This window comes from Amycolatopsis sp. NPDC049253, assembly GCF_040678995.1.
Lineage (GTDB): Bacteria > Actinomycetota > Actinomycetes > Mycobacteriales > Pseudonocardiaceae > Amycolatopsis.
Genome location: NZ_JBFAQX010000008.1, coordinates 306434 through 319066, shown reverse-complemented (window position 1 = coordinate 319066; position 12633 = coordinate 306434). Strand labels below are relative to the sequence as shown.

The following is a 12633-nucleotide window of genomic DNA, read 5'->3' as shown; positions in this document are numbered from 1 at the left end:
GCACCGGCCTGACCCTCCATTCTCGTCGCGGGCGCGGCCGTGTCCAGCCCCGTCCACCCGGCGGGAGAACAAAACCGCCCACATCCTGAGCTCGGGTGCGGCCAAGCGCCGAAAGGCGCTAGCTGTGGGGAAAACGAACGAGGTGGTGGTGCATGACCTCCCGCACGCGAAGCCGTCCCCTGCACATCGCGCTGGAGATCGACGGAGCTTCGACGGCGAATCCCGGCGCCGATCCGTTGTCCCCCAGGCACTTGGCCGAGGTGGTGGCCGGCGCGGAGCGCGCAGGCCTCGCGCTCGCGACCTTCGACGACTCACCGCTGCCACCGGACGGCGGCCTCCGGCTCGACGCCACCACCCGGGCGGCGTACGTCGCGACGCTGACCGACCGGATCGCGCTCGCCCCGGCGTCCCACGTCACCACGGCCGAGCCGTTTCACCTCGCCGCGCAGCTGGCCAGCCTCGACCACGCCACCCACGGACGCGCCGCGTGGCTGGTCGGCGCGACCGCCCGGCCCGAGGCGCTGGCGACCGTCGGCCGGCCGCCGATCGAGTCCGGCGCGCTGAGGCAGGAGGTGGCGGACGTCGTCGAGGTCGTCCGGCGGCTGTGGGACTCGTGGGAGGACGACGCCGTCATCAAGGACGTCGCGACCGGCCGTTACCTCGATCCCGGCAAAGTGCACCACGTCGACTTCCACGGCGAGACCTTCTCGGTCAAGGGACCGCTGATCACCCCGCGCCCGCCGCAGGGCAGTCTCGTCGTGCTCGCACCCGACACCCTCGCCGCCGCGGCCCGCCCCGACGTCGCGCTCGTCGCGGACCCCGACCCGGACGAGGTCCGGCGGCGCGCACACCATGCCCGGGACCACGGGACACCCCTGGTGTTCGCCGAAGCCGACATCACGTTCGGGGCCACGGGGCCGATCGGCTGCACCGGCCGGCTGCGCCACCACGGGTCCCCCGCCGATCTGGTCTCGCTGCTGCGGACTCTGGCCGGCAGCGTGGACGGCGTCCGCCTGCACCCCGCCGCACTCGCCACCGACCTGCCGGTGCTCGCCGGCCAGGTCCTGCCGGCACTGCGCGAAGCCGGGCTGCACGCGCCACCCGAAACCGGGGCCACGCTCCGCGAATCGCTCGGGCTCGCCCGGCCCGCCAACCGCTTCGCCGCACTGCCGAAGGGATGAGCATGACCGCCCAGCTCCACCTCGGAGTCTTCTACACCGGTGTCGGCCCGCAGTTCCTCTGGGACGACCCGGGCAACGCACCCCACACGGAGATCGAAACCTACGTCGCCGTCGCCCGCACCCTCGAACGCGGGCTCTTCGACGCGTTTTTCCTCGGCGAAGGGCTCCGGGTGCGGGAAAACCGCGGCCGCGTGCACTCCCTCGACGTCGCGGGCCGTCCCGACGCGATCACGCAGCTGAGCGCGCTGGCCGGGGCGACCGGGCACATCGGGCTCGTCGCCACGCAGAACACGACCTACAACTACCCCGCCGACCTGGCCCGCAGACTGGCCTCGCTCGATTTCCTCTCCGGCGGCCGGGCCGGCTGGAACATCGTGACCACTGACAACGCCTGGACCGGCGCCAACTTCCGGCGCGGTGGCTGGCTCAAGCACGAACGCCGCTACGAACGTGCGGCCGGGTTCGTCACGGCGGCCAAGGCGCTGTGGGCCGGCGACGGGCCGGTCGAGCGGGACGACGACCTCGTCCGGCTGCGGGCCGCGCCCACCGTGCCCCGCAGCCCGCAGGGCCGGCCGGTGCTGTTCCAGGCAGGCGACTCGGCCGGCGGCCGGGAGCTGGCCGCCCGGCACGCCGACGTGGTCTTCTCCGCCAACACCGCCTACGACAAGGCCCTGGCCTACGCGACCGACCTGCGGGCCCGGCTCGCCCGCGTCGGCCGCGCGGCCGACGCGGTGCGGATTCTGCCCGGCGCGACGGTGGTCCTCGGCGACTCCCCGGCCGACGCCGCCGCGCGCCACGAGGAGATCCGCCGGCGGCAGATCAACCCGCAGCGAGCCCTCGCGTTCCTCGAGCAGTACTGGGGCCGGGACCTGTCCGCCTACGATCCGCACGGCCCGCTCCCCGACGTCGACCCCACCGACGAAGAGCTCGACCCGTCGCGGGGCACCATCTCGATCGAGCACCGGACCGGAAAGCTCGACCGCATCCGGCAGTGGCGGGAGCTGGCCGAGGCGAAGCACCTCTCGATCCACCAGCTGGTGCTCGAGGTCCAGCCGCGCCAGCCCACGTTCGTCGGCACCCCCGGCCAGGTCGCCGACGAGTGGGCGCGATACGTGCGCGACGGCGTCGTCGACGGGTTCAACCTCAGCCCGTACCTCGTGCCGGCCTCCCTCGACGAGGTCGTGGACAAGCTGGTCCCCGAACTGCAGGACCGCGGCGTCTACCGCACCGCCTACACGGGAACCACGTTGCGCGAGCACCTCGGACTCGCCCCCGTACCGGAAGGAGCACGCGGATGAAGTTCCTGCTGATCACCCTCATCACCCACACGCCGGATCCGGTCACCGGCAAGCTGGCCCCGACCGCCGAACGCTTCCGCGAGGTCGTGGACACCGCCGAGCTCGCGGAAGAACTGGGGTTCGACGGCTACGGTGTCGGCGAGCGGCACGAACGTCCTTTCCTCTCGTCTTCGCCTCCGGTCGTGCTGAGCCACCTCGCCGCGCGGACGTCGCGAATCCGGTTGTTCACCGCGGTCACCACGCTGAGCCTCCTCGACCCGGTGCGGGCGTTCGAGGACTACTCGACGCTGGACAACCTCTCCGGCGGCCGGCTGGAGCTCATCATCGGCAAGGGCAACGGCACCGCCCAGCGCGAGCTGTTCCACGTCACCCCCGAGGACCAGTGGGACCGCAACGCCGAGGGGTATGAGCTGTTCCGCCGGCTCTGGCGCGAAGACACCGTCAGCTGGTCGGGCCGGTTCCGGCCGTCGCTGACCGACGCGGAAACGTGGCCGAGGCCGCTGCAGCAGCCGATCCGGGTCTGGCACGGCAGCGCCACCAGCCGCGACTCCGTGGAACTGGCGGCGAGGTGGGGCGACCCGCTCTTCTCCGCCAACGTCACCAACCCGATCGAGCCGTACGCCGACCTGGTCCGCCACTACCGCGAACGGTGGTCGTTCCACGGCCACGACCCCGCGGCGGCCGTCGTCGGCGCCGGCACGGCGGGCTTCTACGCCGCGCGGACCTCACAGGACGCCTTGGCCACCTATCGGCCGTTGTTCGAAAGCCGGCTCGCGCTGCAACGAAGGCAAGGGCTCACCCCGGTCTTCACCACGCTCGAAGACTTCGTCGAGCGCAGCTCCGCGCTGATCGACAGTCCCGCGCAGATCGTGGACAAGGTGCTGCGCTACCACAAGGAGCTCGGGCACCAGGTGATCCACCTCCAGGCCGACCGGGCCGGGCTCACCCCCGCTCAGCACCGCGCGACGCTCGAGCTGTTCCAGCACGAGATCGCCCCGGCCCTGCGCCGCGCGATCCCGGACCCGCCCTGGCCGGACGAGAACTGAGAGGCGCCCCATGCCGACGATCCCCCTGTCCGTGCTCGATCTCGTCCCGGTCACCGCCGGCTCGACGGCGGCCGAAGCCGTGCGCAACACGATCGATCTGGCCCGGCGCGCGGAACGCGCCGGCTACCACCGCTACTGGTTTGCCGAGCACCACCTCAACCCCGGCGTCGCGGGCAGCTCACCCGTGGTCGCGATCGCGCTGGCCGCCGCGGCCACCAGCCGGATCCGGCTGGGCTCCGCGGGGGTCCAGCTGGCCCACCGCACCGCGCTGTCCACAGTGGAGGAGTTCGGGCTCCTCGACGCGGTGCACCCCGGCCGCCTCGACCTCGGGCTGGGGCGCAGCGGCCCGCAACTGGTCAAGGACCGAGCCGCGCAGACCGCCGAGCCCGCGGCCGGGCACACCACCGCGGACGGGCTGCTCATCCCGGGCGGCCAGAAGCTCGACCGCGGCAAACTGCTCGCTTCGGCCCGGTTCGCCGCGCAGACCGCGTTGCTGCGCCAGCCCGGCGCGCAGAGCCCGGACTACGGCGACCAGGTCGACGACATCCTGGCGTTGCTGAACGGGACCTACCGCTCGGCCGACGGGGTCGAGGTGCACGCCGTGCCGGGCGAAGGCGCCGACGTGCAGCTGTGGATCCTCGGCAGCAGCGGCGGCCAGAGCGCGAAGGTGGCCGGCGCGAACGGGCTGCGGTTCGCCGCCAACTACCACGTGAGCCCGGCGAGCGGGCTCGACGCGGTGGCCGCGTACCGGGACGCGTTCCGGCCGTCGGTCACGCTGGAGAAGCCCTACGTCGCCGTGTCGGCCGACGTCGTGGTCGGCGCCGACGACACCAGCGCGCGCCGGCTCGCGTCGGGCTATCCGGCCTGGGTGCGCAGCGTCCGGCGGTTCGAAGGCGCCATCCCCTACCCCGATCCCGCCACCGCGGCGGGATTTTCCTGGACCGACGAGGACCGGGACCTGGTCTCGGACCGCGTCGACACCCAGTTCGTCGGCTCGCCGGCCACCGTCGCCGGGCGGCTGCGGCAGCTGCAGGCCTCGACCGGGGCCGACGAGCTCGTGGTCACCACGATCACCCACGACCACGAGGACCGGGTGCGCTCGTACGAGCTGCTGGCGCGCGAATGGGGGCTCGGCGGCTGACCGCCGCGCGTGATCCGTGCGGCCGGCGGGAACGTGGTTCCCCGCCGGCCGCACGGGCGCGGAGGCACGGCCAGGCCGTGCCCCTGGCCGGAGAGTTCAGGAGGCGAGGCCTCTCGAGCGGGGGTCCGACGTCATCGCCAGGTCGGCCACCGCGCGCCCGATCGCGGGCAGGAACGCGAACCGTTCCCCGGCGAAGCCGGCCGCCACCACCAGCGGACCGACCCGGTCCAGCACCGGCTCCCTGCCCGCCGCGTACCGGCGCCCGGTCGGCTGCGCCGTGGCCGGGTCGAGGCCGGGCAAGCGGTCGGACACGTAGCGGGTCAGCGCTCGCCGGCGGGCGGCGCGACCGGTTTCGTCGGCGCCGCGGAGGGTGAACCCCACGGACGCGCCCCCGCCGGGCACCGGCGTGCCGAGGACAGGGCCCGGGTAGCCACCGAGCACGCGTTCGGTGAACGCGAGGACGTGGCGGAACACCGGCCAGCCGAGGTCGTCGGACACCGGCGCGCAGCGGATCGACTCCGCCCGCGCCGGCCGCAGGGGCCGCACCGGGACACTCCCTTCGGCCAGCGTCCGAGACGCGACGCCGGCACAGAGCACGACCCGGCGAGCCCGGTAGCTCCGGGCGGTGGTGCGCACGACCGGGTCGCGTTCACCGCGCACGTCGATCGCCGTCACGGCGTCGCCCTCACGCACCACCACGCCGCCGTCGCGAATCACCCGCCGGCGCAGGGCCGCGGCCGCGGCGGCGGTGTCGAGCCGGCCGCCCAGCGGGTGGAAGAACACCCTTGCGCCGTACCGGATTCCCGGCCAGCGCTCGACCGCTTCCTCCGGCGCCAGCCAACGGCCGGGGTTGCCCGCCGCATCGGCGGCCCAGGCCAGCAGGTCGAGCTCGTCGGTGTCACCGTGCACCACCCCGCCGGTCCGGGTCAGCACCTCGACACCGGCCGCACTCTCCAGCTCCCGCCACAACCGCAACGACTGCAACGCGCACCGGTGCGGCGCCAGGTCACCCTCGGCCGCGAGGAACCCGGCCGTCCCTTCGTCCTCGCTCGCGTGCCTTTCCCGCTCGAGGACCAGGACCTCCACCCCGCGCGCCGCGAGCTGCCAGGCGACGGCGGTGCCCGTGCAGCCCGCGCCCACCACGATCACGTCCGCATCCCGCCCCACCCCACGCCTCCTGTCCACACTGGACGCTCGCACCACCGGAACCGGCGCCGCTCCACCAGCATGCGCGCCACGATGCTCTTCGCGCCAGGACGTCCACGGGCTGAACGGGCCCGGTCGTCGAGCGAACAATGCCGAGTGGCTGCCGCGGCCCCTCCGCTGCCGACCCGGCCGGACGTGGTGGCGCTGGTTGCGCCGCTCTCGGCGAGGCGCGTGTTCTCCTCCACTGTGGACTTCCCGCAGAGCTCCCGGGTACCCGGCGGACAGCGGCTCACCCGAGGTCGAACCGGAGCACCCCCGGGGTCGTGGGCCGGGGTGAGCCCGTCGCGGGTTCGGTGGTGACGGCGATGTGGTCGACGTCGGCGGGAAGGGTGCTGACCAGCGGGCCGGCGTCGGGGCGGATGAGGCCGGCCGAGAGCGGGCCGCGCGGGCCGATCAGCCAGACCTGGTACGCGTGCGCGGGGTCGAGCGCCGCGACGCCGTCGAGGGAGACCGCGACCTGTGCGACGCTGCGGGAGGCCTCGGCCCTGCCGGTCCCGCCGGTGGCGGCGCGGGCGGTGACGGTGACCGCGTCGGGTGCGGCGAGGATCTGCCCGTCCGCGGTCACGAGCGCCGGGCCGTGGTCGCCGCTCGGGCCGCCGCCCAAAGTGACGCCCCCGACGACGCCGGCGGCCACGGCCGCGACGGCGGCGACCGTGATCGCCGCCCGCGTGCGCCACCGCGGGGAGACGCCGGCCGCGGGCCGCGGTTCGTGGACGAGCGGCGGAGCCTGGCGCGTGACCGTGATCCGCGCGAGCACGGCCGCGCGCATTCGCGCCGGCGGCTCGGTGTCGGCGGCGACGCCGAGGAGAGCGGCCACGGCCCGCAGCTCGCTCACCTCCTGGGCGCAGACCTCGCAGTCGCGCAGGTGCCGTTCGAACTGCGCGCGCTCTGAGTCGCCGATGGCGTCGAGCACGTAGGCGCCGGTGAGGGCGTGGGTTTCGGCGGTGGTCATGCTCGTGCTCCCAGGGCGTGCCGAAGGCGGATCAGTCCGTCGCGCATGCGCGACTTGACGGTGCTGACGGGGATGTCGAGGAGGTCGCCGACCTCGCGATAGGTGTACCCGTCGTAGTACGCGAGCTCGATCGAGCGGCGCTGCAGGTCGGTGAGCGTGGCGAGGGCCGCGCGCACGTCGTCGCGTTCCAGGCGCAGCATCGTCTGCTCGGCGACCTCGTCGAAGTCCCGGCGCGGGTCCAAGCGGCCGGCGCGGGTCTCCCGGTCGGAGCCGGACTGCTCGGAACGCACGCGGTCGATCGCCCGCCGGTGCGCGATCGTCAGCGCCCACGACCGCACGTTGCCCCGGTCGGGGGTGAAAGTCGCGGCTTTGCACCAGATCTCGAGCAACGTCTCCTGCGCGACCTCCTCGGACTGCGCCCGGTCCCGCAGCACCCGCACCACCAGGCCCAGCACGGGGCCCGCGAGCTCGTCGTACAGCGCGGCGAACGCCGCCTCGTCCCCGCGCGCCACCCTCGCGAGCAGAGCTTCGGGCGTCACCGGTTCCTCCACTGTGGACAGTGGTGGCGGTGTCATCGTCAACGTCCCGGCGTGACCGGCCATGTGAGATCCCTCCCGGCCGAAGTGCCGAGTAAGCCGTCGGCACTCAGCCGACGGGTCACCGGGTATTCGCCACCGGTTCCGCGCCGTATGGGTGCCGATCGGAAACTCACCCGGGCGGGTGCCCATCCGGGAGCCACGCGGGGCCGAATGACCGGTATGGCCACCACCGAAGCCCCCGCCGCGCCGAGCGCCGCGCCCCCACGTCTGCACCTCCCCTCCGCGGCGCTCTGCGGCGTGCTGGCGCTGCTCGCGGCCCTGGCGGCCGGGCACCTCGTGGCCGGGTTCATCGGCATCAACGCCTCGCCCTACCTCGCCGTCGGCAACGGCGCGATCGACCTGACGCCGATCGGGCTGAAGGACTTCGCGGTGCGGACGTTCGGCACCTACGACAAGGTCGTGCTGCTCGGCGGCATGGCCGCGGTGATGGTGGCCGCGGCGGCGGTCGCCGGGGTGCTGTCGCTGCGCTCGCCCCGGCCGGGGGTGGTCGTCATCGTCCTGTTCGGGCTGCTCGGCGGGTTCGCGGTGTACCGGCGACCGGACCTGACCGCCGTGGCACTGCTGGCACCGGCGGCGAGCCTGGTGGTGGGCGCGGCCGTTTTCCTGCTGCTGCACCGGATCGCTCCCCGCAAGAACGCTCCGGCCGAAGGGCCCGGGGGTGCGTCGCGGCGGTCGTTTCTCCTCGGCGGGGCGGGTGCTCTCGTCGGGGCCGGGATACTCGGCGGGGCCGGCCAGCTGGTCAGCGCCGCCCGGGACGCGACGGCGTCCCGGGCGGCGATCGGTGCCCTCGTGCCGGCGAAATCCGCGCCCGCGATCCCGGCCGACACCGACTTCGCCAAGCTGGGGACCCCGACGTTCCTGACGCCCAACCCCAAGTTCTACCGGGTGGACACGGCGTTGTCGGTACCGCAGCTGCGGGCGGAGGACTGGAGCCTGCGCATCCACGGCATGGTGGAACGCGAAGTGCGCTACGGCTACTCCGACATCCGCAACCGCCCGCTGGTCGAACGCACGATCACCATGACCTGTGTGTCCAACGAGGTCGGTGGCGACTACGTGTCGACGTCCGACTTCATCGGGGTCGACCTGGCCGACCTGCTGGCCGAAGCCGGGGTGCGGCCGGGGGCGGAACAGCTGTTCTGCACGAGTGTCGACGGCTGGACCTCCGGCACCCCCGTGGCGGCGGCCCTGGATCGCGGCCGCGGCGCGATGCTCGCGATCGGGATGAACCGGGAACCGCTTCCGCTGGAACACGGATTTCCCGCACGGCTGGTCACGCCGGGGCTCTACGGCTACGTGTCGGCGACCAAGTGGGTCGTGGACATCGAGGTGACCACCTGGAAGGCGCGGCAGGCGTACTGGCTCGAACGCGGCTGGGGCGAACAGGCCCCGATCAAGACCGAGTCACGCATCGACACCCCGAAGGGCTTCGACACCGTGCCGGCGGGTGCGGTGCGGCTGGCGGGGGTCGCGTGGTCGCAGCACAACGGCATCGCCGACGTCGAGATCAAAGTGGACAACAACCCGTGGCAACGGACCACGCTCTCGACCGAGGTCAACGTGAACACCTGGCGCATGTGGTGGACCCAGATCGCCGTGAAACCCGGTACGCACCAGGTGTTCGTCCGCGCGACCGACAAGACCGGCTACACCCAGACCGAGGCGCGCGCCGGCACCGTCCCCGACGGCGCCACCGGCTGGCACTCCACCACGTTCATCGCGACGTGACCGGCTCACTCGAAAGAGTTTGCCCGCCGGACCCAACCTTTCGCCGACCGGCACCGAATCCCTCACGAGAAACACCCCGGCAGCCCCACTACGGCCGGTCCTGCCTCATCTGTCCACTGTGAACGGAGCTTTACCGTGAAATCCCTTCGAATCGCCGGAATCGGCGTCACCGCTGCCGCCGCCCTCGCGCTCGCCGCCTGCGGCAGCGGTACCGACAGCGGCTCGTCCGGTGGCAGCACCCCGGCCCCGGTCTCCTCGGCTCCGATGTCGAGCGCCGACTCCGGCGTCTCCAACGGCATGACCACCAACGCCGACGTGTTCGGCCCGGCGTGTTCCCAGCTGCCGCAAGGAAACGCGCCCGGCTCGCTCGACTCCATGGGCCCGCAGCCGGTCGCGTCGGCCGCGTCGACGAACCCGCTGCTGACCAAGCTGGTCGCCGCCGTGAAGGCCACCAACCTCGTCGACACGCTCAACAGCCAGCAGGCCATCACCGTTTTCGCTCCCGCCGACCCGGCGTTCAACGCCCTGGGCGACGCGAAGTTCAACGAACTGGCCAAGAACCCCGACCAGCTCGCGCCGATCCTGCAGTACCACGTCGTCGGCAAGCGCTACGACGCCAAGGGCCTCGCCGCCGCCGGCACCGTCACCTCGCTCAACACCGCGGGCGGCCCGCTCAAGATCGAAGGCACCGGCGACAATATGACCGTCAACGGCGCCAAGATCCTCTGCGGAAACATCCCGACCAAGAACGCCACCGTGTTCGTCATCGACAAGGTCCTCACCCCGGGCACCAACAAGAACTGACCCCCGAGGTCCACGGCGGACCTCTCCGGACGACGAGCCCGGCGTGCTTGCCCCCAGGCCACGCCGGGCCCGTTGCCGCCTCCGGGTCCCCGCCGCAGCGGACAGCGTCAGCGGCGCACCTTGAACCCGAGGTGCAGCACGCGCTCGCCCTGGATGACGATGTGGGGATCCTCGAGCAGGTACTGCCGGTCGATGCGGCCGAAGTAGCGTCTGCCCGACCCGAAGACCACCGGCACGATGTCCATCGCCACTTCGTCCACGAGGCCGGCCGCGAGGATCTGGCCGCCGACGTCTCCGGCGTTGACCGCGACGGTCCGGTCGCCGGCGAGCTCCTGGGCCTTGCCGATCGCGGCCGTCACGTCGTCGACGAAGTGGTAGGACGCCTCGGGGTGCCAGCCCTCGGGCTTGGGCCGGTGCGACACCACGACCACGTGCTCGCCCGCGGGCGGCTTGCCTTCCCAGCCGTTCACGAGGTCGAACAGGTGACGGCCCATCACGATCACGCCGATCGTCGCCCACATCGACCGGACGTAGTCCGCCGAGGCGCTGGAGATCCGGAAGGCGCTTCCGGAGCCGGAATGGTCGAAGTCCTGCTCGTCCTGCCGGTCGCGACGTTCGATGATCGGGTTGTCCCCGCTGAAGTACCAGTCGTGGAGCGGGCCGACGCCGTCCTCGTCGTCGGCGATGAAGCCGTCCACCGACGCCACGTTGTGCATGATCACCGTGCCCACAGCCACTCCTCGGGTCTCCTCGCGCGGATACCCCGATCCTCCCGTCCCCGGCGGGCGGGGGGCTTGTAAAAATTCACTCGGCGGGCATCGGACCGTCGTCCGGCGGGAACCCTTTCTCGGCCGGCAGCCGGCGCCGCAGGGTCAGGTATCCGGTCGGCGTGTGGCCGGTGAAGTCCTTGAACTCCTTGCTGAAGTGTGCCTGGTCGAAGTACCCGCACCGGTGCGCGAGGTCCGGCCAGTCGACCGGCCCCAGCGCGTCGACGGACAGGATCAGCCGCGCGAAGCGGTAGATCCGCGCCATTCGCTTCGGGGTGAGCCCGACGTGGGACTTGAACTGCGCGGCCAGGTGATTACCGCTCACCCCGGCGGCATCGCTGAGCACACCGACCGGGATCGTGCCGTGGGCGGTCTCCAGCCGCCTGCCGGTGTGCTGGACCAGGTCGAGGCCGCGTGGGGCCGTCTCGGCCAGGCGTGCGCGCAGCTCCTCCTCCACCACCCGCAGCGTCTCGGTGGGCGAGCTGAGCCCGCCGAGCCGGTCGCGGATCCGATCCGCGGCCCGCGGCCAGACGGCGTCGGCCGGCACGCACCGGTCCCGCAGCTCGGTCGCCACCACGTCGACGAACGGCGAAATCCCCCACGGCTTGAAGTGCACCCCGGCCAGCCGCACCCGGCCGGGGTACTCGACGACGAACCGCCGCGTCCACACTCCCGTGAAGAACCCGCCGGCAACCAGCACCGGCGGCGTCGAAGGCTCGGAGTCGCGCACCACGAACGGGTGCGCCCAAGTTGACGAACAAATGCGCCGACGGCATCGGAGGCACGGTCATCCGGCGATGGCGCGGCACCCCGGTCAGGCAGTAGATGTCGTCGATGAACCGGTCCAGCGGCGGCGCGGGCACCCGGCGGACGTAGTCCATCGGCCCAGTGTGACCGAGGAGGGTTCGGACCGCGAGGGGTTCGACGTTCAAGATCGCGACCGCGACGGCGTCGGCGATGCGGTGCCACCCCGTCACCGGGCCGGCACCGCGTGAGCGACCGGATCGGCCGGCTGCGGTCAGTGGTCCTGGCCGGCGCGGAGCACGCCGAGAAGCTCGAGGCGTTCGGCGGTGTCCGTGCCGGGTACGGGCACGAAGAGCGCCAGGATCTGGGAGCGGTTTGCCTCCAGGAGCGCTTGGCAGTCGAGGTCGAGGAGACCTGTTTCCGGGTGCTGAATGCGTTTGCGGCGGCTGCGCAGCACGGCGACGTCGTGTGCGGACCACAGCTCGGCGAATTCCGGGCTGTCCCGCAGCAGCTGGTCGACCAGTGCCCGTGCGCGGGCGTCGCCTCGGCGGACCAGGGCCGAACGCAGGTCGGCGGCCAGTACGCGGGATTCCTGGGCCCGGTCTTCGGGCGGGTAGGCGGCTCGGGCGTCCTCCGACGTGAACCACCGGTAGACGAGGCTGCGGTCCGGCCCGGTGAGCTCGGTGTGGTCGCCGAAGACCGCGGCGGCGAGGGCGTTCTGCGCCAGGACCTCGCCGAGGTCGGTCATCACCTGGGCGGGCATGTCGTGCAGGCGGTCCAGCAGGCCGAGGAGCACGGGGGAAACGTGGTCGTCGGCTGAAAGGCGGTCGGGGGCGGTGTGCCCGGCGAGCCGGAACAGGTGGTCGCGCTCGTCCAGGGTCAGGCGCAGGGCGCGGGTCAGGCCGCGCAGGACCGGCGACGTCGGTTTCGGAGCGCGGGCCTGTTCCAGGCGGGTGTAGCCCGCGCGTGCGGCCACCTCCTCGCGGCACAGGCCGGGTGTGCGACGCCGTGTCGTGGAGGTGACCCCCACCTCGCCCGGGGTGAGCGCCTCGCGGCGCACCCGCAGGAAGTGGGCGAGCTGTCCGGAGTCCATGAGCCCAGTGTCGCTCCGGAAGCGCCGGTCAGCCAGGGACCGGCGGTCCCTGGGAAGAGCTCGCTCTGCCTGTG

12 protein-coding genes are annotated in these 12633 nt (G+C 72.8%); 6 read left to right on the top strand and 6 right to left on the bottom strand.

Going from position 1 to position 12633, the window contains the following annotated elements; all coding sequences use genetic code 11:
- The first annotated feature begins 152 nt into the window (after positions 1–152).
- The 4 genes from AB0K15_RS21265 to AB0K15_RS21250 are packed head-to-tail and all read left to right on the top strand — an operon-like array spanning position 153 to position 4666.
- Positions 153–1181 carry an LLM class flavin-dependent oxidoreductase gene (locus AB0K15_RS21265; protein WP_364052836.1) on the top strand — a complete coding sequence of 343 codons (1029 nt, stop codon included), beginning with the start codon at positions 153–155 and terminating at the stop codon, positions 1179–1181.
- Positions 1182–1183: 2 nt separating this feature from the next.
- Positions 1184–2479, top strand: coding sequence for an LLM class flavin-dependent oxidoreductase (locus AB0K15_RS21260; RefSeq protein ID WP_364052833.1), 1296 nt, complete (start codon positions 1184–1186; stop codon positions 2477–2479).
- Complete coding sequence (locus AB0K15_RS21255; protein WP_364052830.1) at positions 2476–3525, top strand: LLM class flavin-dependent oxidoreductase; 1050 nt, start codon at positions 2476–2478, stop codon at positions 3523–3525. The genes AB0K15_RS21260 and AB0K15_RS21255 overlap by 4 nt, the downstream gene beginning before the upstream one ends.
- A 10-nt stretch (positions 3526–3535) precedes the next feature.
- Positions 3536–4666: an LLM class flavin-dependent oxidoreductase gene (locus tag AB0K15_RS21250; protein ID WP_364052827.1), complete on the top strand. Its 1131-nt coding sequence runs from the start codon at positions 3536–3538 to the stop codon at positions 4664–4666.
- Positions 4667–4762: 96 nt separating this feature from the next.
- Here the strand turns inward: AB0K15_RS21250 and AB0K15_RS21245 are convergent, their stop codons facing one another.
- The 3 genes from AB0K15_RS21245 to sigK form a co-directional block, all read right to left on the bottom strand.
- Positions 4763–5833 carry an FAD-dependent oxidoreductase gene (locus AB0K15_RS21245; RefSeq protein WP_364052824.1) on the bottom strand — a complete coding sequence of 357 codons (1071 nt, stop codon included), beginning with the start codon at positions 5831–5833 and terminating at the stop codon, positions 4763–4765.
- 268 nt (positions 5834–6101) lie between these two features.
- On the bottom strand, positions 6102–6824 hold the full coding sequence (locus AB0K15_RS21240; protein ID WP_364052821.1) for an anti-sigma factor: 723 nt from the start codon (positions 6822–6824) through the stop codon (positions 6102–6104).
- The gene (gene sigK / locus AB0K15_RS21235; protein WP_364052944.1) at positions 6821–7399 is read right to left on the bottom strand and encodes an ECF RNA polymerase sigma factor SigK; all 579 of its coding nucleotides are present in this window, start codon (positions 7397–7399) and stop codon (positions 6821–6823) included. The genes AB0K15_RS21240 and sigK overlap by 4 nt, the downstream gene beginning before the upstream one ends.
- A gap of 183 nt (positions 7400–7582) precedes the next feature.
- Here sigK and AB0K15_RS21230 point away from each other — a divergent pair, with 183 nt between their 5' ends.
- Both AB0K15_RS21230 and AB0K15_RS21225 read left to right on the top strand, forming a co-directional pair.
- A complete protein-coding gene (locus AB0K15_RS21230; protein WP_364052818.1) occupies positions 7583–9151 on the top strand; it encodes a molybdopterin-dependent oxidoreductase in 1569 nt (522 codons plus the stop codon).
- Positions 9152–9286: 135 nt separating this feature from the next.
- A complete protein-coding gene (locus AB0K15_RS21225; RefSeq protein ID WP_364052815.1) occupies positions 9287–9955 on the top strand; it encodes a fasciclin domain-containing protein in 669 nt (222 codons plus the stop codon).
- Positions 9956–10062: 107 nt separating this feature from the next.
- Here AB0K15_RS21225 and AB0K15_RS21220 read toward each other — a convergent pair whose 3' ends face one another.
- The 3 genes from AB0K15_RS21220 to AB0K15_RS21210 form a co-directional block, all read right to left on the bottom strand.
- The gene (locus AB0K15_RS21220) at positions 10063–10686 is read right to left on the bottom strand and encodes a dihydrofolate reductase family protein (protein ID WP_364052812.1); all 624 of its coding nucleotides are present in this window, start codon (positions 10684–10686) and stop codon (positions 10063–10065) included.
- A gap of 73 nt (positions 10687–10759) precedes the next feature.
- Positions 10760–11452: a helix-turn-helix domain-containing protein gene (locus tag AB0K15_RS21215; protein WP_364052809.1), complete on the bottom strand. Its 693-nt coding sequence runs from the start codon at positions 11450–11452 to the stop codon at positions 10760–10762.
- A 288-nt stretch (positions 11453–11740) separates the two neighbouring features.
- The gene (locus AB0K15_RS21210; protein WP_364052806.1) at positions 11741–12559 is read right to left on the bottom strand and encodes a helix-turn-helix transcriptional regulator; all 819 of its coding nucleotides are present in this window, start codon (positions 12557–12559) and stop codon (positions 11741–11743) included.
- Positions 12560–12633 lie beyond the last annotated feature (74 nt).